21 protein-coding genes, 1 tRNA gene and 1 riboswitch are annotated in these 19,673 nt (G+C 69.2%); of the genes, 8 read left to right on the top strand and 14 right to left on the bottom strand.

Features of this window, described 5'->3' with window-relative positions; translation table 11 throughout:
* The first annotated feature begins 205 nt into the window (after positions 1-205).
* The 4 genes from CLT74_RS21435 (at position 206) to CLT74_RS21420 (ending at position 5,654) form a co-directional block, all read left to right on the top strand.
* Complete coding sequence (locus CLT74_RS21435) at positions 206-472, top strand: cell division protein CrgA (protein WP_099848285.1); 267 nt, start codon at positions 206-208, stop codon at positions 470-472.
* A gap of 279 nt (positions 473-751) precedes the next feature.
* Positions 752-2,947: a (Fe-S)-binding protein gene (locus CLT74_RS21430; protein WP_099848283.1), complete on the top strand. Its 2,196-nt coding sequence runs from the start codon at positions 752-754 to the stop codon at positions 2,945-2,947.
* Positions 2,948-3,216: 269 nt separating this feature from the next.
* Entirely contained in the window at positions 3,217-4,212 is a 996-nt protein-coding gene (locus tag CLT74_RS21425) for an NlpC/P60 family protein (RefSeq protein WP_099848281.1), read from the top strand.
* Positions 4,213-4,445: 233 nt separating this feature from the next.
* Positions 4,446-4,511, top strand: a riboswitch (cyclic di-AMP (ydaO/yuaA leader).
* Between the two features lie 150 nt (positions 4,512-4,661).
* On the top strand, positions 4,662-5,654 hold the full coding sequence (locus CLT74_RS21420; RefSeq protein ID WP_486582458.1) for a C40 family peptidase: 993 nt from the start codon (positions 4,662-4,664) through the stop codon (positions 5,652-5,654).
* 66 nt (positions 5,655-5,720) lie between these two features.
* Here the strand turns inward: CLT74_RS21420 and dcd are convergent, their stop codons facing one another.
* Positions 5,721-6,299, bottom strand: a complete 579-nt coding sequence (gene dcd, locus CLT74_RS21415; protein WP_099852533.1) for a dCTP deaminase — start codon at positions 6,297-6,299, stop codon at positions 5,721-5,723.
* Between the two features lie 77 nt (positions 6,300-6,376).
* On the opposite strand from dcd, the gene CLT74_RS21410 reads away from it, so the two are divergent.
* A complete protein-coding gene (locus CLT74_RS21410; protein ID WP_099848277.1) occupies positions 6,377-6,913 on the top strand; it encodes a pyridoxamine 5'-phosphate oxidase family protein in 537 nt (178 codons plus the stop codon).
* Positions 6,914-6,984: 71 nt separating this feature from the next.
* Here the strand turns inward: CLT74_RS21410 and CLT74_RS21405 are convergent, their stop codons facing one another.
* Positions 6,985-7,989, bottom strand: coding sequence for a zinc metalloprotease (locus CLT74_RS21405; RefSeq protein ID WP_099848274.1), 1,005 nt, complete (start codon positions 7,987-7,989; stop codon positions 6,985-6,987).
* A gap of 318 nt (positions 7,990-8,307) precedes the next feature.
* On the opposite strand from CLT74_RS21405, the gene CLT74_RS21400 reads away from it, so the two are divergent.
* Positions 8,308-8,381, top strand: a tRNA-Gly gene (locus tag CLT74_RS21400).
* A gap of 90 nt (positions 8,382-8,471) precedes the next feature.
* On the opposite strand, the gene CLT74_RS21395 is transcribed toward CLT74_RS21400, so the two are convergent.
* The 12 genes from CLT74_RS21395 to CLT74_RS21340 all read right to left on the bottom strand — a co-directional run bounded on the left by CLT74_RS21395 (position 8,472) and on the right by CLT74_RS21340 (position 17,957).
* Entirely contained in the window at positions 8,472-9,659 is a 1,188-nt protein-coding gene (locus tag CLT74_RS21395; protein WP_099848272.1) for a tyrosine-type recombinase/integrase, read from the bottom strand.
* A 2-nt stretch (positions 9,660-9,661) separates the two neighbouring features.
* On the bottom strand, positions 9,662-9,919 hold the full coding sequence (locus tag CLT74_RS21390; RefSeq protein WP_020609109.1) for an excisionase family DNA-binding protein: 258 nt from the start codon (positions 9,917-9,919) through the stop codon (positions 9,662-9,664).
* A gap of 242 nt (positions 9,920-10,161) precedes the next feature.
* A complete protein-coding gene (locus tag CLT74_RS21385; protein WP_099848270.1) occupies positions 10,162-11,253 on the bottom strand; it encodes an ATP-binding protein in 1,092 nt (363 codons plus the stop codon).
* Between the two features lie 4 nt (positions 11,254-11,257).
* Positions 11,258-11,968 carry a DNA cytosine methyltransferase gene (locus CLT74_RS21380; RefSeq protein ID WP_099848268.1) on the bottom strand — a complete coding sequence of 237 codons (711 nt, stop codon included), beginning with the start codon at positions 11,966-11,968 and terminating at the stop codon, positions 11,258-11,260.
* Positions 11,965-13,140 (bottom strand): bifunctional DNA primase/polymerase, encoded by a 1,176-nt coding sequence (locus tag CLT74_RS21375; protein WP_099848266.1) that lies wholly within the window; start codon positions 13,138-13,140, stop codon positions 11,965-11,967. The genes CLT74_RS21380 and CLT74_RS21375 overlap by 4 nt, the downstream gene beginning before the upstream one ends.
* Complete coding sequence (locus CLT74_RS21370; protein WP_099848264.1) at positions 13,137-13,508, bottom strand: RRQRL motif-containing zinc-binding protein; 372 nt, start codon at positions 13,506-13,508, stop codon at positions 13,137-13,139. Before CLT74_RS21370 ends, CLT74_RS21375 begins: the two co-directional genes overlap by 4 nt.
* Complete coding sequence (locus CLT74_RS21365) at positions 13,508-13,855, bottom strand: hypothetical protein (protein WP_099848262.1); 348 nt, start codon at positions 13,853-13,855, stop codon at positions 13,508-13,510. The genes CLT74_RS21370 and CLT74_RS21365 overlap by 1 nt, the downstream gene beginning before the upstream one ends.
* A complete protein-coding gene (locus tag CLT74_RS21360; RefSeq protein ID WP_099848260.1) occupies positions 13,855-14,127 on the bottom strand; it encodes a hypothetical protein in 273 nt (90 codons plus the stop codon). Before CLT74_RS21360 ends, CLT74_RS21365 begins: the two co-directional genes overlap by 1 nt.
* A 135-nt stretch (positions 14,128-14,262) precedes the next feature.
* Positions 14,263-16,395: a cell division protein FtsK gene (locus tag CLT74_RS21355; RefSeq protein ID WP_099848259.1), complete on the bottom strand. Its 2,133-nt coding sequence runs from the start codon at positions 16,393-16,395 to the stop codon at positions 14,263-14,265.
* Between the two features lie 17 nt (positions 16,396-16,412).
* Entirely contained in the window at positions 16,413-16,856 is a 444-nt protein-coding gene (locus CLT74_RS21350) for a DUF3307 domain-containing protein (protein ID WP_099848257.1), read from the bottom strand.
* A 91-nt stretch (positions 16,857-16,947) separates the two neighbouring features.
* A complete protein-coding gene (locus CLT74_RS21345; protein ID WP_099848255.1) occupies positions 16,948-17,712 on the bottom strand; it encodes a DUF2637 domain-containing protein in 765 nt (254 codons plus the stop codon).
* Entirely contained in the window at positions 17,712-17,957 is a 246-nt protein-coding gene (locus CLT74_RS21340) for a DUF6284 family protein (RefSeq protein ID WP_099848253.1), read from the bottom strand. The genes CLT74_RS21345 and CLT74_RS21340 overlap by 1 nt, the downstream gene beginning before the upstream one ends.
* Before the next feature lie 220 nt (positions 17,958-18,177).
* Here CLT74_RS21340 and CLT74_RS21335 point away from each other — a divergent pair, with 220 nt between their 5' ends.
* Complete coding sequence (locus CLT74_RS21335; protein ID WP_099848251.1) at positions 18,178-19,032, top strand: GntR family transcriptional regulator; 855 nt, start codon at positions 18,178-18,180, stop codon at positions 19,030-19,032.
* Positions 19,029-19,607, top strand: coding sequence for a kinase (locus CLT74_RS21330; RefSeq protein WP_099848249.1), 579 nt, complete (start codon positions 19,029-19,031; stop codon positions 19,605-19,607). The genes CLT74_RS21335 and CLT74_RS21330 overlap by 4 nt, the downstream gene beginning before the upstream one ends.
* Positions 19,608-19,673: the final 66 nt, after the last annotated feature.

Here is a 19,673-nt window from a genome sequence, read left to right as displayed (position 1 = left end):
TTGTGCTTCGACGCCGCCCGGTGCGGGCCGGAGCGACAGCGTCCTGCTCTGTTTTTCCGGTGCTGCCCGGTACCGGTCTCGCCTCATTCGTGGATCGGACGGGTCTTCCGGACTACGCTAGCTGTCGAACATTATTGGCCATGGACCGTCGCCCTCGCGCCCGGTTGTCAGGCCGGACGAGGTCGTAACCCCTCTGGAGAGCGCCGTGCCCAAGTCTCAGGTCCGCAAGAAGAAGGTGTACACCCCGCCTACGGACGTCCGCCCCACGGCGACGACCGCGGCCACCAACAAGCCCAGCCCGATGTGGCTGCCGGTTCTGGCGGTGTCGCTGATCGTCTTCGGGATCGGCTGGCTGGTGGTCTACTACCTCTCCGAGCAGGAGTACCCGGTCATGGAGCTGGGGTACTGGAACCTGGCTGTCGGTTTCGGCGCGATGGTCGCCTCGCTGATCGTGCTCTCCCGCTGGCGCTGATCCGCAGCCCGATCGCCCCGTGACTGTCCGGCTCCACCGGCGGCCCGCCCGCGCGGTGGAGCCGACGGCCTCCTAAGGTGTGCGCAGGGCAGCGTGGCCCCGGGTGCGAGATGACTCACGTTACTGCTGGGTAACCTTGCGCGTAGGCTGCACTGCATGACCGAGCGGAGCGAGGTCATCGACCGATCAGGTTGAGGTGCGGCGGCGTCGGGTCCGCGATCGCACCGACGCCCCGGTCGCCGAGCCGCTCGACAGGCAGCAGACCGGGAGGCCAACTCGATGGGCAGCGTCCAGATCGTCACCACGATCCTCGCGGCCGCCATCACCGCCGTTGCGGTGTGGCTAGCGGTACGCGCGGTCTCGAAGATGTTGGCCGTGATCCGGCTGGGTCAGCCCGATCCGACCCGCTCCGGCGACAAGGCCAGCCGCACCAGGACCATGCTGGCGGAGACCGCCGGGCACACCCGGATGCTCCGCTGGAGCGTGGTGGGCGCGGCGCACTGGTTCGTGATGGTCGGTTTCATCGTGCTGTCGCTGCTGGTGCTTGAGGCGTACTTCGAGGTGGTGTCGCCGACCGGCGGGCTGCCGCTCATCGGTTCCTGGACGCTCTACGGGCTGGTCACCGAGTGGATCGGCATTCTGGGCGCCATCGGCATCGTCGTCCTGATCGCGATCCGGTTGGCGAACCGGCCGAACCGGGCGGGACGCCGGTCGCGGTTCACCGGCTCCACCATGTGGCAGGGCTACTTCGTCGAGGCCGTCGTCCTCGCCGTACTGGTCATGGGCTTCGTGATCCGTGGCTTCAAGGTGGCCACCGACCACTTCGAGTACCCCACCTGGGCTACCCCGCTCAGTCACGCGGTCGGTGCCCTGCTACCGGGCTGGGAGTCCGGCGTCAGCGTCGCCGCGCTCATCAAGATCTCGATTTCGATGGCCTGGGTCATCGTGATCTCGTTGAACGTGACGATGGGCGTCGCCTGGCACCGCTTCCTGGCCTTCCCCAACATCTTCTTCAAGCGCCGGCCGGGTGCGGCCGGCTCGGGCCTCGGCGCGCTGCGGCCCATGATGAGCGACGGCAAGCCGCTCGACTTCGAGGAGGCCGACCCGGAGAAGGACCAGTTCGGCGTCGCCCAGGTCGAGCAGTTCACCTGGAAGGGGCTGCTGGACTTCAGCACCTGCACCGAGTGCGGTCGCTGCCAGTCGCAGTGCCCGGCGTGGAACACCGGAAAGCCGCTGTCGCCGAAGCTGCTGGTGCTCAGCCTGCGCGACCACGCGTACGCCAAGGCGCCCTACCTGCTGGCCGGTGGTGGCAAGGATCTCACCGGCGAGGAGAAGGCCACCGCCGCGCAACTCGCCCACGTCGACGTGCTGGCCCTCGCCGAGGCGGAGAAGCCGCTGATCGGCGACGCCGAGGCCGGCGGTGTCATCGACCCCGACGTGCTCTGGTCCTGCACCACCTGCGGTGCCTGCGTGGAGCAGTGCCCGGTGGACATCGAGCACGTCGACCACATCGTCGACATGCGCCGCTACCAGGTGCTCATCGAGTCCAGCTTCCCCTCCGAGGCCGGCGTGATGCTGCGCAACCTGGAGAACAAGGGCAACCCGTGGGGCGCACCGCAGAACACCCGGGAGGACTGGACCAAGGGCCTCGACTTCGAGGTGCCCCGGGTCGGTGAGGTGGAGGACTTCGAGTACCTCTTCTGGGTGGGCTGCGCCGGTGCGTTCGAGGACCGGGCGAAGAAGACCACCCGGGCCGTCGCGACCCTGCTCAACGAGGCGGGTGTCTCCTTCGCCATCCTCGGCGAGGGGGAGACCTGCTCCGGCGACCCGGCCCGACGGATCGGCAACGAGTTCGTCTTCCAGATGCTCGCCCAGCAGAACGTCGAGACCCTGAACGAGGCGTTCGAGGGGCGGGAGAAGGCCAAGCGGAAGATCGTCGCGACCTGCCCGCACTGCTTCAACACGCTGGGCAACGAGTACGGCCAGCTTGGCGGTGAGTTCGAGGTGGTGCACCACACCCAGTTGCTGGCGCACCTGGTCGCCACCGGCAAGCTCACCCCCGTGCAGCCGGTCGACGGCGGCGTGACCTACCACGACCCGTGTTACCTCGGGCGGCACAACCGGGTCTTCGCCCCGCCACGTGAGGTGCTCGGCAGCGCGATCGAGGGTGAGCTGACCGAGATGCCGCGCAACAGCGAGCGCTCCTTCTGCTGCGGTGCCGGTGGCGCCCGGATGTGGATGGAGGAGCGGATCGGCAAGCGGATCAATGTGGACCGGGTCGAAGAGGCCATGTCCACCGGGGCCAGGACGGTCGCCGTCGGCTGTCCGTTCTGTTCGACGATGCTCACCGACGGGGTGAATGGCAAGGGCGCTGGAGAGCAGGTCGAGGTCATCGACGTGGCAAGTGTGCTGCTCCGGTCGGTCAAGCCCGAGCGGGTCGGTGGCGCCGAGGAGAGCCCGTCCGTGGTCGGCTGACCGGCGCGTACGCACCGTACGGGGCGGCACCTTCACCGGTGCCGCCCCGCCCTGTTTTAAATTGACGTAGGTAACTGGAACGAATTGATCGACACCCTTTGTGTGCGTACCGTCGCGCAAAGGTGAATGAGCCGTTGGTCGCCTTGATTTCCCCACCGTGCCTTCCCTAATGTGAGGCACCGACCGCCGTGGGTCGTCTGATCCCGCCTCTAACCCGCTCGCGGGACGCCCGGTGGTCGGTTGCAAAGGAGACGCCCCCGGTGGCAACCATGCCCCTCCATCGTCACGCACCGGGACGATCCCGTGCGGGCGGCCTGCGCAGGGCCGCGCGTGGGTTGGTCGTCCTCGTCGCTGCCGCTGCCGTCGGTGCCGGCCTGCTCGCCGCCCCCGCGTACGCCGCTCCCTCGGTCGAGGAGATCGAGGCACAGATCGACAAGCAGTGGCAGAAGCTGGAACCCACGATCGAGCAGTACAACAAGGTGCGCGCCCAGCTGAAGGTCAACCGGCAGAAGGCGAAGAGCCTGGAGAAGAAGATCCAGCCGCTGGCTCTGGAGACCGAGCTGGCGATGAACCGGGTGGCCGACCTCGCCTCCCGCTACTACATCACCGGCCCCTCCCAGGAGATCGGTGTCGTGTTGCTCAACGCGAAGCCCGACGAGATCGGGGAGCAGATGGCCCTGCTCGACCGGCTCGCTTCGCAGGAGCGCCGCGAGCTCGAGGGCGTCATGAAGATCCGCAAGAAGTACGACGACCAGAAGGCCAAGCTCGACGGTCTGATCGCCGACCAGGAGGCGAAGGAAAAGCAGCTGGCGGCGAAGAAGAAGCAGATCGACGCCGAGATCAAGCGGCTGGAGAAGTCGCTGCCGGTGACCGTGGTGAAGACGACCAACTGCCCGACCATCAAGGACGTGGTCAGCGCGGCTGCCCGGACCGCCATCAAGACGGCCTGCGCACAGGTCGGCAAGCCGTACGTCTGGGGTGCCACCGGGCCGAACTCGTTCGACTGCTCCGGGCTGACCCAGTACGCGTACAAGGCCGCCGGCATCTACCTGACCCACTTCACGGGTGCCCAGTGGAACGAGGGCAAGGCCGTCTCCCGGTCCGACGCGCGCCCAGGTGACCTGGTCTTCTTCCGCAGCGATGTGAGCCACGTCGGCATCTACCTGGGTAACAACCAGATGGTGCACGCGGCTCGCGCCGGCAAGCCGGTGAACGTCTCGCCGATCACGACAATGCCGGTCGCCGGCTTCCGCCGACCCGGCTGAGTCACCACAAGCGTCCGTTGAGCGGACGCGCAGGAGCGTCCGAAGGCCCCCGGTCAAGTCGACGGGGGCCTTCGTCATTGTCGGATGTCAGCACCCACAGTGATGGTGCGGTTGTGTTGCGTATCGACGCCGATCGTCCCTACGCTGGTCAATCGTCGGCCCGCTGACAGCTCCGCCCACCCGGGCGGTAACGGTCCGACACCGCCGAGTCGCTCATGAGCGAGCCGGGTGCCCAGGTGCCCGGGGTGAATCCGCGAGTCGTCGCGGTAGGGCGTCCCCTCCCGCCCGAACCCGTCAGCCGAGAGAGACCGACAACAGGCAGGTGGAGCGGGACACACCGCACTCCACTCCTGTTGCCCGTCCCTCCAGCCCGGTAGGCGGTCCGGAGAGAGGGAGTACTGAGCCCGGTGGCACACCATGCCCCGCGGCCACCGTCACCGCGGCCGGGGATGCCCGACCGACCGACGGCCGCGCCGCGCTTCCGCTGGTACCGCTGCATACCTGCCGCCCTGACCGCGACCGCCGTGATGCTCACCGGCGGCGTGGCGGCGGCCTGGGCCGACCCGACGGTCGCCGACATCGAGCGCCGCATCGACGAGGACTGGAACCGGCTCGAACCCGTCATCGAGCAGCACAACGCCACTCGGCAGGATCTGGCCGGCAAGCGGCGGGAGGCGGACGCGCTGGCCGCCCGGATCACCCCGTTGCAACGCCAGGTGGACGAGGCGTTGGACCGGGTGGGCAAGCTCGCGGCCAGCGCGTACAAGGGTGAGCAGGTGCGAGCGGTCAACACGCTGCTCGGCAGCCGGTCGCCGAGCGAGGTCGTCGAGCAACTCGGCCTGCTCGACCGTTACGCCCGGTTCCAGCAGCGGGACGTACGGCACGCGAGCGAGCTGCGCGACGAACTCGTCGCTGCCAAGGCCGGGCTGGAGCGCACCATCGGCCAGCTCACCCGCACCGAGGCCGAGCTCGCGGAGAAGCGGCGTCAGATCGACGCCGAGATCGACAGGTTGCAGCGGCTCCGGCTGCGGGCGTACGGCAGCGGGGGCGGCGGGCCGCTGCGGCCGGCCCCCTGCCCGGCCAGGTATCCCGGAGGACCGGCCGGTGAGGCTGTCACCTTTGCCTGCGCCCAGATCGGCAAGCCGTACTCCTGGGGCGCCGAGGGGCCGAACGCGTACGACTGTTCCGGGCTGATGCTGGCGGCGTGGTCGCGGGCGGGTGTCTCGCTACCGCACAACGCGGCGCGGCAGCGTCGGGTCACCGCATCGGTGAGCCGGGGCGCGCTGCGTCCCGGTGACCTCGTCTTCTACTACCGGGACCTGCACCACGTCGGCATGTACGTCGGTGGCGGCTGGGTGGTGCACGCCTCCCGGGCGGGTCAGCCGGTCAAGATGAAGCGGATCGACAGCAGCCCGGTGCACAGCTTCGGCCGGCCCGGCTAGCGCGGCGTCAGGTGCGGTGGCTGTTCGCTACCGCACCGGGCCCGATCTTCGTTGCCCGCCGCGAGGTCAGCGGGTGGGCCAGGTGCGCCAGCTCTGCCAGGCTCGGCTCGGCGTCGGGCCGCGCTGACCCTGGTAGCGGGAGCCGTAGACGGCCGATCCGTACGGGTGCTCGGCGGGCGAGGAGAGCCGGAAGATGCAGAGCTGGCCGATCTTCATGCCCGGCCAGAGGGTGATCGGCAGGTTGGCCACGTTTGACAGCTCCAGGGTGACGTGACCGGAGAAGCCGGGGTCGATGAAGCCGGCGGTGGAGTGGGTGAGCAGGCCGAGTCGACCCAGGCTGGACTTGCCTTCGAGCCGGCCGGCGAGTTGGTCGCCCAGCGAGATGACCTCAAGCGTGGAGGCGAGCACGAACTCGCCCGGGTGCAGCACGAAGGCCTGACCGTCGGGCACCTCCACGGCCGAGGTGAGGTCGTCCTGCCGGGTGGCCGGGTCGATGTGGGTGTAGAGGTGGTTGTTGAAGACCCGGAACAGTTTGTCCAGACGTACGTCGATGCTGGAGGGCTGCACCAGGGTGGGCTCGAAGGGGTCGAGCGCCAGGGTGCCCGCCTTGATCTCGGAGACCAGGTCGCGGTCGGAGAGCAGCATCGCCACACCATAGCTGCCGGTTTGTGACAGGCGTGTCGGGCTACCCGCTTCGAACGTGTGTTCGATAGGATGTCGACATGGCTTCCTGGTCCGAATTCGCCGCTGACGAGCCTCGACTCGCCGACGGGATCCGCCTTCTCATGCAGCAGTACGGCCCGGGCTTCGGCTACCTGGCCACGGTCCGCGCCGACGGCGGGCCCCGGGTGCACCCGGTCTCGCCGGTGATCACCGACCACGGTCTCTACTGCTTCGTGATCGACTCACCGAAGCGGCGCGACCTGGAGCGGGACGGCCGGTACGCGCTGCACTCCTTCCCGCCGGAGGAGAGTGACGACGAGGCCTACGTCGCCGGGCGAGCCCGCCCCGTGACGGACGACGCCACAGTCGCCCGGCTGGCGTTGGCGGCCCGGGCCGCGCCGCACGCCGACTGGCGTCTCTTCGAGTTCACCGTCGACGTCGCGATGCTGGCCCGACGCGAGCAGTCGGTCGCCGGGCCGAGCGAGCTGGCGTCCCGGCCGGCCGTCCAGGTCTGGCTCGATCCGGCCGCCGCGACACCTCAGGCCACCCGCCCGCTGCCGGCCCACTCCGGGCGGCACCACCGCCGCGCCGCCTGAGCCCCCGGACACACCGGTGCCGGCTCCGTGGGACGGAGCCGGCACCGGCGGTACGCGTCACCGCGAACGCACTATGCCGCGCGGTAGGCGTTCCAGGCGTTGATCATGCGGGTGGCCTGTCCCGAGGTGAACTGGTACATGCAGCCGTCGTACGAGTAGTCCATGAAGTTGGTGATCGGGTCCAGGCCCGAGCTGGAGCAGGTGTCCCGGCCGGTCGGGCAGCCGCTGGCCGGTGAGGCCTCGGCGGGGGTGTCCCCGACCTGGTCGCCGCTGCCCGAGCAGCCGCCCTGGAAGGTGTGGTAGAGGTTCAGCCAGTGGCCGACCTCGTGGGTGCCGGTGTCGCCCTGGTTGTAGTTGGTGGCGGTGCCGCCGGGCAGCGATTCGCTGAGCACGACCACGCCGTCCATCACGTTCAGGCTGTTCTGCGGGAAGGTCGCCCAGCCGAGCAGGTTGTTGCTGAGCGCGCCGAGGTAGATGTTGAGCGTCGCCTTGTTGCCCTGACGCAGCTGGGTCTTCATCTGTCGCTCGGCCGTCGAGCCCTGCCGGATCGGGTACCACGACGAGTTGGTCACCCGGTTGATGCTCTGCAACTGGAACGCGAAGGCGGTGGCGGCGCCACCCGTCGCTCCACTGAACGACTGGTTCAGCACGTTGATCTGCGACTGGATCATCGAGTCGGGGATGTTCCCGCCGGCCCGGGTCGTGTCGCGGCGGATCACGTGCACCACCACCGGGATGGTGACCGAGGCCGCCGCTGCCTGCGTGGTCAGCGTACGCTGACCAACTCGCTTGGCTCGCTCCTGCAGGATGTCGGCGAACTCCGCCTCACGCTGGTGCACCTGGGCGAGGGTCAGCTGGTTCGGATCGTGCTCGACGGCACTGCCACCCTTGGCCCGGGCCAGGGTGCCCGTCGGATCCGCACACACCTCGTCGGCGGTGGCAGCGGCCGCCACCGGGCTCGCGGTCGTGGTGGCGGCCGGCAGCAGGCCGACCGTGGCCACGCCGAGCACCAGGGCGAATGACGTCGATGCGATGCCGGCCATGCGCCGGTTCAGCAGGACGGGACGCAGTCCCATAAGCCCACCTCTTTCTGGCGACGCGACCGGGGGTTGTGTCGCGCCGTGCGGAAAACGTGGGGCAGACGTTACAACCCATAGACAGATTTGAACATGGCCATATGTTGCGTCGATGAAACTTCTCGCCCGGCCGCCCCGCCCGGCCGCCCTCGCCCCGACTCCAAGATCCACGCACTTTCGGGGATGTTGCTGCCTCCGGCCCGCCGCGACGCAGCAACTTCTGGGATCCTGCTGCCTCGCACCGACCGCGACGCGCAGCGTGCGGGGTGGAGCCCTGGATGCATCAGCGTGGCGGGCTCGGGTAGAGTGACTTCGCCTGCGGGTGTAGTTCAATGGCAGAACATCAGCTTCCCAAGCTGACAGTGCGGGTTCGATTCCCGTCACCCGCTCCACGCACGGAAGCCCTGGTCAGGACCGATGTCCCGCCAGGGCTTCCGTGGTTCTAGGTCATGCTGAAACAGGGATGGGCCATTAGTGGGCCATTAGCTCGCCTCGGCGGCCGGTCCGTCGCCCTCGGCAACCCGCTTGACCTTGCGCTTGCTCGGCTTGCGTCGGGCAGCCTTGACCGCCTTGTCGATCGCGTCGGCGATGCCCTGGTCGGCCTCCCGGTTGGCGTGCTGGTAGATCAGCGCGGCACGCGGGCTGTCGTGCCCCATCCGCGCCATGATGTCGCGCAGGCTCGCCCCTGGTGCCCGCGACGCGAGCGTGTTGCCGGTGTGCCGCAGGTCGTGAAAGTGCAGACCAGGCACACCCACGGAAGCGACCACATCGGGCCACTTGACCAGCTTGTTGAAGTTGCCGCGCCAGAGGTTTCGGCCGCTCTCGCCGGTGAACACGAACGCCTCGGGTTCCTCGCCGACGTGACTGCTCATGTGCTGTTTCAGCACAGGCAGGGCCGCCTTGGGCAGGGCAACGGTTCGCGCGCCTGCCCGCGACTTCGGCGGGCCGAGAATCAGGCCGGTACCCCGGTGCTCGACGAACGCCTGTCGCACCCGCACCGTGCCAGCCGCTAGGTCGATGTCGCAGCGTTGCAGGGCGACCGCCTCGCCCCACCGCAGGCACCCGAACGTGGTGACCAAGATCAGCGCCCGGAAGCGCTCAGGCATCCGCTCGGCCAGCGCGAAGATCTGCGGAACGGTGAGGACCGGCCGCTCTGCGGGCTTCTCCTGGTCGGCACCAACGACGCGGCACGGGTTGACCCTGATCAGTTCGTCCTCCTTGACGGCGGTCATCAGGACCGCGCGCAGCAGCCGGTACGCCTTGGCGGCCATGGTTACCGACACGCCCTCGGCCAGCAGCCGTGCCCGCCACTCGCGGACCATGGGCGTGTCGATCCGGTTGAGCGGCATGTCGCCGAGGTGCGGCGTGATGTGCCTGCCGAGGGTCCAGCGGTACAGGTGCACGGTCCGGGGCCGCAGGTTCGGCCGTTCGGTGATCCACCGCTCGGCGTAGTCGCGTAGCCTGATCTTGCCGCGTTCAGGGTCGATCCACTCGCCCCGCATCATCTGAGCCTCGATCAGCGACAGGTACTTTTCGGCCTCGGGCTTGCGGGCGAACGTCTGCGGTGCGGAGCGCATCCGCCCGTCCGGGCCGGGGTAGCGAGCCTGGTAGCGGCCGGACTCGCGCTTACGGATGTTGCCGAATCGGCGGTGTCCCTCTTGGTTGGCCATGGTCAGGCGACACTCCTCAATCCGCGCCAGACGGTCTCTGCGGTCATCGGCTCGACTCGTCCGGCGTGAACGAATGCGGCCAGGTCGGCGGGGTCGATCCGGATCGACCGGCCGAGGCGGTGGAACGCGATCTGTCGCTCGGCGACGGCGCGGCGCACGTAGCGCACGCTCATGCCGATGCGGCTTGCGGCTTCTTCGATGGTCAGCAACTCGGCGGGCAGCGTCAGAACCGGCGCGTTCTGGGTGATCCGCTTAGCCATCGGGTGTCCTTTCCGGGCAGTGCGGCCTATCAGGGGTGGTTCGGCAAGGCGTTGAGAGCGCCGGTGACGGCCTCTCTGGCGGCGGGGCGGTTCCGTGGAGGGCTGGCGGGCCGCGTTGGCAAAGAGCCGTACGGCGGCCCGCTGAGAGCCACGCTGAGCCAAGATCTCGGGCATCCTGGGTCTTCGTACGGGTCTGTGCTGAAACAGCCATCTACGTCCCTGTTTCAGCATGTTCGGCAGGGTCACGGCCAGAGTCCGGCTGTCTCCGAGGTGTCCCCCTTGTTTTCCCTGCTCAGGGCGGGTTGGGGGACAGGGGGGACACCGGGGACTCGGTACCGGCCGCCGGTGTCGGCGGCGAGTTGCCCGTCGGCGAGCATCCGCTGACAGGTCCGCTTGACGTTGTCGTAGGCGAGGCCGACCCCCTCGGCGATGACCTTGGGCGTACTGCCGGGGGTGGTCCGCAGGAAGCGCAGGATCGTCGCGCGCGTCTCGCCGACCTGGTGGTCCTCGGCCGGGCCGTCGAGCATCTGCCACGCCCCGGCGGCCGGGTCGAACGTCAGGGCATACTCGTTCTCGTCTACGTCGCGGCCGGTCACGTGCAGCACGCCGTCACCCTGGTTTCGCGCCCGCTTGAGCACGAGGGTCGCGTCGGCCGCACCGGCGAGACCGTTGGTCCCCGAGACCTCGGTGAGGAAGTCGTCAGATCCGGCCTTGCGGACGTGATGGACCAGGACGAACGCCACGCCGTAGTCGTCGGCGACCTTCTTTGCCCGGCCCACGGCTGCGTAATCGGCGTCGTAGGCAGACGCGCCGGGGGCGGAGTTGCCGCGCAGCTTGGCGAACACGTCGATGATGACCATGCGGGCGTTCGGGTTGCGGTCGAGCCAGGCAGCGATGGCCTGGTCGCCGCCCTGCGGCAGCGGCGGGCACTCGGTGGCGAGGGTGAGACCGGCCGGGGCCTTGCGCTGGCCGAGGACCTTGCCGAGCCGGTTTTGCAGGCGGCGGGCGGTGTCCTCCAGGGCGAGATACAGCACCGGGCCGCGCTCGACCGGGATCGCGCCGAACGCCTTGCCGCCGAGGGCGACGTCGAGGCCGAGGCCGAGCGACATCCACGACTTACCGACCTTGGGCGGGCCACAGAGCAGGTTCACGCCCTCGGACAGCACACCGGGCACGGCCCACTTGGGCGGGGCGAACTCCATCGCCATGATGTCGGCGGCAGTCCAGGACGTACGGATCCGGGCTGGCCGTGTCTGCTCGGCCGACAGCACTTCGGCGACGTCTTCCGGCCCGGCGACGTGCAGACTGGGTCGCTCATTCGGTTCGGGGATCATCGGGTCACCTGCCTGTGTGGTGGTCGATGAGGAGTCGGCCGATGTGCTCGGCGACGGCGGGGACGACGGCGTTGCCGAGGGCGGTAACTCGGTCCACCCGGCCGGGAAGCCCATCAACCACTCGACCCACTCGGGGTTCAGCGGCCCACCGGCCCGCTCGGACAGGGGCCGTCCCGGCCGGTTCCAGCCAGCGCCGCGCGGCCCGTCCCTCGCGGTCGGTGTGGGCCAGGACGAACAGGCGGGGTCGTGGGTGTGGGGCGCCCATCTCGCAAGCGCGGACAACGCCGGCACGGGCGGTGTATCCGAGCCGGTCGAGGTCTCGGAGCACGAAACGAAGTCCTCGGGTGCGGTGGCCGAGGACGTTCTCTCCGATGACGTAGCGGGGGCGCAGGGCGTGGATGACGCGGGCCATCTCGGGCCAGAGCCACCGCTCGTCGTCGGTGCCGCGCCGGGGACCGGCCTGGGAGTCCGGCTGGCAGGGATAGCCACCAGCGACGACATCGACCCGGGGCCGAGGACGTGAGTGCCACCAGGTGATAGCGGTGCGTACGTCGTCATGGGCGGGCACCTCCGGCCAGTGCTTGTGCAGGACGGCTCGGCAGAACGGGTTGATCTCGACGTGGCCGACGATCCGCATCCCGGCCCGCTGCAATCCGAGGGACAAACCGCCGATGCCAGCGAACAGCTCCAGCACGTTCAATGGCCCGCTGGTCATGCGGCCACCGTCCGGGGGCGGCGGGCACCGGCGGCGAGGCCGGAGCGGATCGTGCGCAGCGTCTCGAAGCGGGACAGGCCGATCGACAGCGCGGTCTCTTCGAGCAGCGCGGCGGCCTGGTCGACGGGCAGCGCTCCCCCGGCGGCGAGCTGGCCGAGGGCAACCGCGGAGACGTAGAGCGTGTGGTTGCGCTCGCCCTCGGCGGCGTGCCGCAGGTGGTCGAGCTGGCGGCCGATCGCAGCGTCCAGGTAGGCACCGGCCCGCCCGGTCGGCAGGTCGACGACAACCGGCCGTTGCGCAGGTAGCGGCGCGGGGGCGAGGCGTTCGGCGAGCCAGTCGGGCAGGTCGGCGACCGGCAGGTCACGGGCGACCATGTACGGGCGGCCCGTGACGGTGCTCCCGGCCGCGACGACGTAGCCGCCATGGGCGCGGGTGTCGACCAGCCAGCCGAGGCCGTTGCCGCGCTCTCCGGCCGTGTTGCGCAGGGCCAGCCCGGCGGCCGGGTGCCGGAAGTACAGGTGCGCGCCGCCCCGGCCCGTGGTCACGGTATAGGTGTCGTCGGGCACCGGCTGTCCGGCGGCCTTGCACAGCGCGGCGAACACATCAACGCCGTTCGTCGCGGCCGGGTGCGGGCAACCGGGCGGCGGGACCTGGTCGGGCTTGCGTACGTCCAGGTCGACGACGACTAGCCCGGACGGGCCGCAGGCGATGCCGACGCCGTGCGGGGTCTCGGACCAGCCGCGCCGGATCCGGTCAGGGTCGGTGGTGGCGCGAGCTTCCCAGCCGGTGTGTCCGTTGCGGCAGCGCGGGTCTCGGCCGGTGCAGGCGTCGGCAACGTGGTCGGGAAATGCGGGCCGCTTGTCGTCGGGCCGTAGCGGGAAGACGTGCCAGCCGCGTTCGGCGGCGGCGAGTGCCACGTCACGCAGGGATTCGTTGCGGTGCATGGGTTTCGGCCTCCGGGCGTCGGGTGTGGATGGCTGAGTGCGGAGGTGCTTGTCGTGGGCGCACGCGGCGCAGTAGCGGGCCTTCTCCCACCGGGTGACCTGCAACGGCAGGCCGGACATGGTGTCTTCGGCGGCGACGGTCCGGTCGCAGATGTGCGGGTACGGCAGGTCGGCTGACACGAGGCGGCCGAGGGCCTTGCTCGCGCCGATCCAGTGCCCGCCGGTCATCGGCCCGGCCGCCCGTCGTGGCAGTCCAGGCACTCACCGAGCGAGCGCGGGATGTAGTAGCCGCGCAGCTCACCGCAGGTCGGGCAGATCCGGCGGGCATGCAGCGCGGCCGAGATCGCGCGGCGCTGGGCCGGGGTGGCGGTCCGCTTGGGGCGGGCGAGGTCGAGCCGATAGAGGTACGCCACGCGGGTGCCGCCGACGCCGCGCCAGAGGATCTGCGCGGCGATCGGCTGACCGCCTGGCCGCAGGCCACGCGCGGTGAGCTGCCGCCGGGTGGCGTAGCCGTCCGGCGCGCCCTGCCACCAGAACGTGGGGATCCCGTACCGGTCGCCCTCGGGATCGAAGTAGGCGGCCCGGATTCGCGGCATCAGGCGGCCCTCCGGTCGATCGCGGGCCGGTCGGCGGCCCGGCCGCGCAGGGCGGCGGGCCGGATCGCGGCGACGGCGGCCAACAGCTCGCGGCACAGGTGCAGCGCGAGGCCGAGTTGCCGCCGGGCGGTGTCCTCGGTTCGGCTGAGCGGCACGCGGATACGGATCTCGGCGTAGTCGACGTCGGCGGCGCGGACGCGGGTGATGATGGCCCGGCCGCCGAGCGGCCCATCGGCGATGATGTCCGGGGCCTGGTGCAGGGTTACGCCGCAGCGGTGATCGCGGGTGCACCAGTTGGTGTGCGGCGTCTCGGTCCGGCTGAACCGGGCCATGGTCCGGGCGGCCATCAGCGCGTGCCCTTGCCGTGCAACTCGCGCAGGCTGTTGATAATCCGGCGGCCGACGCGCAGTCGGCGTCCGTCGCCGTGGCAGCGGCGGCAGAGGCCGAACGCGCGGCCGAACGGGGAGCGGCGCGTGCCGGTGCCGGAGCACTTGCGGCAGGCTCCGAACGGCCAGAGCCAGCAGCCGAAGGCGTAACACAGAGTGGCGATCATGGCGGTGAGGACCAGTACGCCGATCATGGTGGTTTCGGGGGTCGCGGTCGCGGCGAGGGCAGGCACAGGGAGCCTCCTGAGGCGGTTTTTGGGCGTGAAGGGCTGGCGGCGCAACCCGCGACCGGTCAATGTCTGCGCTGACCAGGCCGGTCGCGGGTTGAGTCGCGGTGACGCGACCGGTCGCGGGCGGGCCGCGACCGGTTACGCGGCCTTGCGGCGGGCGATCGCGGCGTCGATGTCGTCGGCCTTGGCTCCCTTGAGGGCCTTGCCGGAGCGCTTGACGTCTACGCTGCGTACACCGAACGACCGGACCTGAGCCGAGACCGACTCGGCGGTCACGTCCGAGTACGCTTCGGGCAGTCGGTCGGCGAGGCGGGCGGCGATCTCTTCCCACTGCGCGCCGGTCTCGCCTCGCTCGATCACGCTGCGGACGTCGGCGAGCACGTCGCGGATCTCGCGGGCGATGTCCTCGCCTGCGGCCATGCCGGACAGAGTCCCGGCCGCTTCGCGCAGCTTGCGGGCGGCGATCAGGATCTTCTCCGCGTCGTCGGCGTCGGCGAGGTACGTACGCACAGTCGGGGTGGCGTCGGACGCGCCGCGCAGGATGCCGACGCCCTTGTAGCTGGGCAGCAGCGTTGACGAGTCGTAGCCCTCGGAGTTCGCCCCCGCGCCGAGTACCAGGTCGGAGACGTTCCACGAGCCGGTACGCAGGGAGAACCGCACCTGGTGGTTGTCACGGAAACTGATGAACTGCGTGGCGACCTGCCCGCCACCGACCCCGCTGGGCCGCTGGGTGGCGTCAACGAACCCGACACCGGCCGCCGGGGCGACCTTGACCAGGTAGACCAGCAGGGACGCGATCTCCTTGCTGATGTCGCCGAGATCGAAGTACTCCTGGAACTCGTCCAAGACCACCAGCCGCACCGGCATCCGGTACTTCGGGTCACGGGCGATCTCGCGGGTCAGCTTGCCCTCGGGGCAGATGTCGACCGGCAGCTTGGACAGCCGCTCGTAGCGGTCCTGTACGTCGGCCTTGATCTCGCGCAGCGCTTCGAGCGCGATCTCGGCGGGGTCGCCGTCGCGGGTCATCGCCAGGCCGAACGCGTACCGGTCGGCGACCAGGGAGAACTTGCGCCAGTCCGGCTTGCCGCCGCCGTCCAGCACCGTCAGCTTCACGTACGGGTCGAGCGCGGCGTATAGCGCGAGGGACCGGGCGGCGAACGTCTTGCCCTGCCGGGGCTGCGCGCCGATCAGGATGCTGTTCCACATCAGGTCGACGCTCACCTTGTTGCCGCGCTCGTCCAGCCCGAACGGGGCGGGCTGCCAAATGTCGGTGGGCTTGCAGCGCAGCAGCGGCGTGCGGCCCGCGCCCTGGGCGAGCGGGTCGCGGTCGGCGACCCACAGCGTGTGCCGCCGGTGCGAGCTGGGATCGCGGGTGATGAACACCTGCGAGACCGCCACGTCCAGGCCCGAGGCGATCGCGCCGCGCGCCTTGACCGCGTCGTCGAACGTCTTGCCGTACGGCAGGTCGATCGACACCTGAGAACCGGTGCCCGAGGCGTCACGGGCCATGGTCGAGCCGAACCCGATCTGCTGGTGCGCCTTGTCCGGGTGCCCGAGACCAGCGGCGTAGTAGGCCCGCAGGATGATGTCCGGGTTCACCCGGCGGAAGCGGCCCGAGACGGTGGCCGGGGTGATGATGCGCCGGTCCTCGGGACGGCCGATGTGCGCCAGGAACGCGACCAGCAGGCAGACGGCGAGCACCAGCGCCCACACCGGGGCGACGGCGTAGAGCACCGGGCCGCCAATGCACACCGCGACGGCCTCAGCGGCGAGCACGATGCCGCGCCACATGCGGGTGGCCTTGACCTCGCGGTGCAGCTTGAGCCACATAGCGGGGTCGTTGGCGTCGGCGGCGGCCTGCCGCAGCCCGTACTGCTCCGACACCCACCACCACTTGAGCTGGCGGCCGATCAGCCGGAACGCGCCGACGCTGGCCCAGAACGTGGCGAGGGTGGCGTACCAGGGTGCGCGGATGGCGTGGAACCCGGCCCGGTAGGCGGTCAGCTCGCCCGCCTGCATGAGGCTGTGCCGGATGTTCGGCCACGTCGACCAGTTGGCCGGCACAATCGGCCGCTTGCCGGACGCATCGACCGGCGGCAGCTCAACGGGCATCCCGCCGCGCTGCGGGGTCTCGTCCAGGTTCACCTCGAAGTGCGTGCCCGACTCGGCGGCCCGGCGGGTGCGCTCAGCGTCCAGGTCGACCACCTCGGCGACGTCGGCCGCAGCGGCGGTCCAGTCGAAGTTCTCGGGGTTCGGGATGGGCGTGTTCACGGCGTTGTCCTCCGGTCTCAGGCGGCGATCACGAGGGCGGCGACGAACAGGAACAGGTAGTGGAAGGACTGATCGAGGGCGTACGCGCCGGTGCCGAGCGACGGGTTGTCGTCGCGGCCGGGCCGAGGGCAGCCGAGGGCGTAGAACTTCGTGGAGCCGGTCAGCTCTGCGAGGCGCTTGAGCGGGGTGCGCCGGTCGGCGATGTAGTGCGTGACGGCGGAGATCGAAAGTCCGGTGGCGACCTTGCCGGGGCTGGCGTCCAGGTCGGTCGACAGCGCCAGGGCGGCAAGGGCGACCAGCGCGGTCAGCGTGTAGGTGGCGACGTGCGCGGCGCAGGCGATGCGGCCGGGCCAGCCGGGGCGGCCCTTGCAGTCGGCCTGGTGCTGGGTCTGGATCCAGTGGTCGGCGACCTGGTGAGCGACGAACAGGGCGACGAAGACAGCGGCGAACGCGGCAGTCATGATGGATGCCTCTCCTGAGGTCTGTTGGCTGTCGGGAGGGCCGGTGACGCGGCGCTTGCTTGGCGGCGGGTGGCCGCGTCACCGGGCGGAGCTAGGCGGCGGCGAGAGTGGGCGTTTCCGCAGGTACCGGGGCAGATGGTGACGCATCGGTGACGCGCAGGGCGGCGAGGTGACGCCGCGCGGTCGAGACCGAGACACCGGCCTTGGCGGCGATCTGCGAGACCGGCGCGTCGGGCATCTTGGCGGCAACCTTGGCGACCTTCTCGGCCGACACCGGGCGCGGTGTGACCCGCTTGACCGGCGTCTTCCTGACCGCCGGAGCCGGAGCGACCTCGATCGTGGGAGCCGGTGCGGCAGGCGTCTCCGGTCCCCAGACGTCCTCGTTGGTGTAGACCGGCTTTGACCCGATCAGGTCAGCGGGGGCCGGGGCAGGCTCGCTGACCGATGCGGCCTCGGTGAGGGTGCGGATCCGGCCGCCGATCTCGACCAGGCTGATCGACGCGACCACGATCAGACCATCCACGCTGAACGGCAGCAGGTAGGCCGAGGAATCGGCCTCGCCGTACCGGATGGCCACGCCCACCATGTGCCAGTACGACACCCACGCCGCGATGCCCGCGATGACGGCGGTAGCGCCGAGACGGACGGCGGACAGTGCGCCGCGACGGGCCGGAATCCGGGAGATCAGCTCGACTGCCAGCAGCAGCGCCACCGGCGACCACGCGGAGATCGCTTGGCTGATCACATTGTCGGCGGCGTGAAGGACGTTGCCCGCCAGCGACGCCGCAATACCGAGGGCGAACACCGAACGGACGCCCCACCCGATGCGCTTTAGGCGCTTGAGGTCCTGAGTCATCACGCGACCGCCTTCCGAGCGGCGGGACGCGCGGCCAGGTTGACGGCGACACGGGTCACGCGGGCCTCGGCCCGGCGCAGCCGCCGCCAGTCCAGCGGCGACGGGCCGCCCTCGGCGGTCAACACTCGGATCTCGGCGTCAACGAGGTCGATCTCTGCGTCGATCAGCGGCATCTCGCGCTCGATCGCGGCAAGGTCGGCAACAGTAGGACCTTGGAGTTCGGACGGCAGGCGCTTCCTGTGCATCGATGGCTTCCTCTGCTGTTAGCTGGCGCGGCCTAGAAGGCCGGTCCGCCCTGCTGGGCTGTGACCCAGACAACCTAACAACTGATATGCCACCAGGTCAACTGTTAGGCTCAAGGTTGGCCATGACCAGGTACAACGCGCGACAGCGGCCTACCATCTGGTAGGCCGCTGGTAGGCTGCTCAGGTTCGCTGGCTGCCGTGAGATGCGAGGTCCCGAGACATGACGTCCCCTGAACCCCGGCTGTCTAGGTCGGAAGCGCTGCATCTGCAAGTAGCCCGCAAGCTTCGAAACGACATCGGGGCCGGAATACTCCGGGACGGAGAAACGCTGCCATCTACCCGAGAGCTAGCCAAGCAATGGGATGTAAGCGTCTTCACCATTACCGAGGCAATGCGAGTCCTGACCGATGAAGGCTTAGTGGTCAGCAAGTCAAGGTCCAAGCGTGTAGTGCACGCACCGGACCAAAATCGCCGTAATGAGATTCGGCTGCCCCAGCCGCAGGTAATCTTTGTTGGCGGCTATGCCGGGAGCGGCAAGACGGAGCTAGGCAGAATTCTCGCCAAGGAGACCGGCTGGCCGATGCTCGATAAGGATACGCTGACGCGACCAGTCGTCGAGGCCGCGCTAGAAATCCTCGGGCTGTCGCCGCATGACCGCGAATCCGAGAGGTATCTGACCCTGATCCGACCTAGAGAATACGAATCTCTGATGGCTGCCGCGCTAGAGAACGTTGGGTGCGGAAATAGCGCCATCGTAACCGCCCCGTTCATTCGTGAGTTCAACGACGCATCTTGGATCTCACGCACCCGAGCGATGTTCACCGGCCTCAAGGCTGCCACTACTTTGGTGTGGGTTTACTGCGACGCCGACTCGATGAATGGCTATATCAGACAGCGGGGCGCAGCGAGAGACGGAGCAAAGCTCGCCGACTGGCCGGGTTACGTCGCCAGCATCAATCTTGACTTCCGACCATCGGCCCCTCATGTAGTCATCAATAACTGCACATCAGGCGAGCCGCTGCAAAGTCAAGCCGCAGAGCTGCTTAAGAGCGTTCTCGAGGGGAAGCAACCATGAATCCGGGCGTGATCCTTTACGGTCCGCCAGCCGCAGGGAAAGACACCGTTACGCAAGAACTGGTCAAGCTAGCGAAGGACTACGTCCCCTTCCGTCGAATCAAGGTGGGGCGTGGTCGCACGGACGGATATCGGATGGTAACGGCTGCCGACGTTGAACGCCTGCGCGTGAATGGTGACATCCTGTGGGAGAACGAACGCTATGGATCAACGTACGTAGTTGACCACTCGGCGTTGGCCAATGACCTTTCGCGAGGTATTCCCGTACTGCATCTAGGGCAACCCGACGGAATCGACGCCGTACTTAGCGCATTCCCGTCCGGCTCTTGGATCGTCGTTTACATATGGTCGTCTCGGAGTATCGCGGCAGAAAGGATCCAGGCGCGGCAAACCGGTGACACAGCGGAGCGGCTCGCCGTCTGGGACAGCACCCCGCCGGTTGACGCAGACATTGAGATCAACACTGGTGACCTGTCTGCCGAGCAAGCTGCTCGGCGCATCGACAAGGCCGTCCGGCTGCACAACGCACCGTCCCCCGTGTCCCCCGTGTCCCTGCTGTCCCCCGAGGGGGACTGACCTGCTGACACAGCGGGGGACACCCCCTCCTGGGAGTGTCCCCAGCGCCACCTATGACTTGGCTGG

It is taken from the genome of Verrucosispora sp. CNZ293, assembly GCF_002754655.1.
The sequence above is the reverse complement of the archived record's forward strand: the minus strand, read 5'-3'. Positions and strand labels throughout refer to the sequence as shown.

What these genes read in the sequence shown, in the direction of transcription:
- CLT74_RS21420 (WP_486582458.1), top strand. Translation starts at nt 4,662, where the DNA reads ATGCCCGACCGACCGACGGCCGCGCCGCGCTTCCGCTGGTACCGCTGC.
- CLT74_RS21430 (WP_099848283.1), top strand. Translation starts at nt 752, where the DNA reads ATGGGCAGCGTCCAGATCGTCACCACGATCCTCGCGGCCGCCATCACC.
- dcd (WP_099852533.1), bottom strand. Translation starts at nt 6,299, where the DNA reads ATGCTGCTCTCCGACCGCGACCTGGTCTCCGAGATCAAGGCGGGCACC.
- CLT74_RS21350 (WP_099848257.1), bottom strand. Translation starts at nt 16,856, where the DNA reads ATGACTGCCGCGTTCGCCGCTGTCTTCGTCGCCCTGTTCGTCGCTCAC.
- CLT74_RS21380 (WP_099848268.1), bottom strand. Translation starts at nt 11,968, where the DNA reads ATGACCAGCGGGCCATTGAACGTGCTGGAGCTGTTCGCTGGCATCGGC.
- CLT74_RS21375 (WP_099848266.1), bottom strand. Translation starts at nt 13,140, where the DNA reads ATGACCGGCGGGCACTGGATCGGCGCGAGCAAGGCCCTCGGCCGCCTC.
- CLT74_RS21330 (WP_099848249.1), top strand. Translation starts at nt 19,029, where the DNA reads ATGAATCCGGGCGTGATCCTTTACGGTCCGCCAGCCGCAGGGAAAGAC.
- CLT74_RS21405 (WP_099848274.1), bottom strand. Translation starts at nt 7,989, where the DNA reads ATGGGACTGCGTCCCGTCCTGCTGAACCGGCGCATGGCCGGCATCGCA.
- CLT74_RS21395 (WP_099848272.1), bottom strand. Translation starts at nt 9,659, where the DNA reads ATGGCCAACCAAGAGGGACACCGCCGATTCGGCAACATCCGTAAGCGC.
- CLT74_RS21340 (WP_099848253.1), bottom strand. Translation starts at nt 17,957, where the DNA reads ATGCACAGGAAGCGCCTGCCGTCCGAACTCCAAGGTCCTACTGTTGCC.
- CLT74_RS21370 (WP_099848264.1), bottom strand. Translation starts at nt 13,508, where the DNA reads ATGCCGCGAATCCGGGCCGCCTACTTCGATCCCGAGGGCGACCGGTAC.
- CLT74_RS21425 (WP_099848281.1), top strand. Translation starts at nt 3,217, where the DNA reads ATGCCCCTCCATCGTCACGCACCGGGACGATCCCGTGCGGGCGGCCTG.
- CLT74_RS21345 (WP_099848255.1), bottom strand. Translation starts at nt 17,712, where the DNA reads ATGACTCAGGACCTCAAGCGCCTAAAGCGCATCGGGTGGGGCGTCCGT.
- CLT74_RS21385 (WP_099848270.1), bottom strand. Translation starts at nt 11,253, where the DNA reads ATGATCCCCGAACCGAATGAGCGACCCAGTCTGCACGTCGCCGGGCCG.
- CLT74_RS21335 (WP_099848251.1), top strand. Translation starts at nt 18,178, where the DNA reads ATGACGTCCCCTGAACCCCGGCTGTCTAGGTCGGAAGCGCTGCATCTG.
- CLT74_RS21390 (WP_020609109.1), bottom strand. Translation starts at nt 9,919, where the DNA reads ATGGCTAAGCGGATCACCCAGAACGCGCCGGTTCTGACGCTGCCCGCC.
- CLT74_RS21410 (WP_099848277.1), top strand. Translation starts at nt 6,377, where the DNA reads ATGGCTTCCTGGTCCGAATTCGCCGCTGACGAGCCTCGACTCGCCGAC.
- CLT74_RS21365 (WP_099848262.1), bottom strand. Translation starts at nt 13,855, where the DNA reads ATGGCCGCCCGGACCATGGCCCGGTTCAGCCGGACCGAGACGCCGCAC.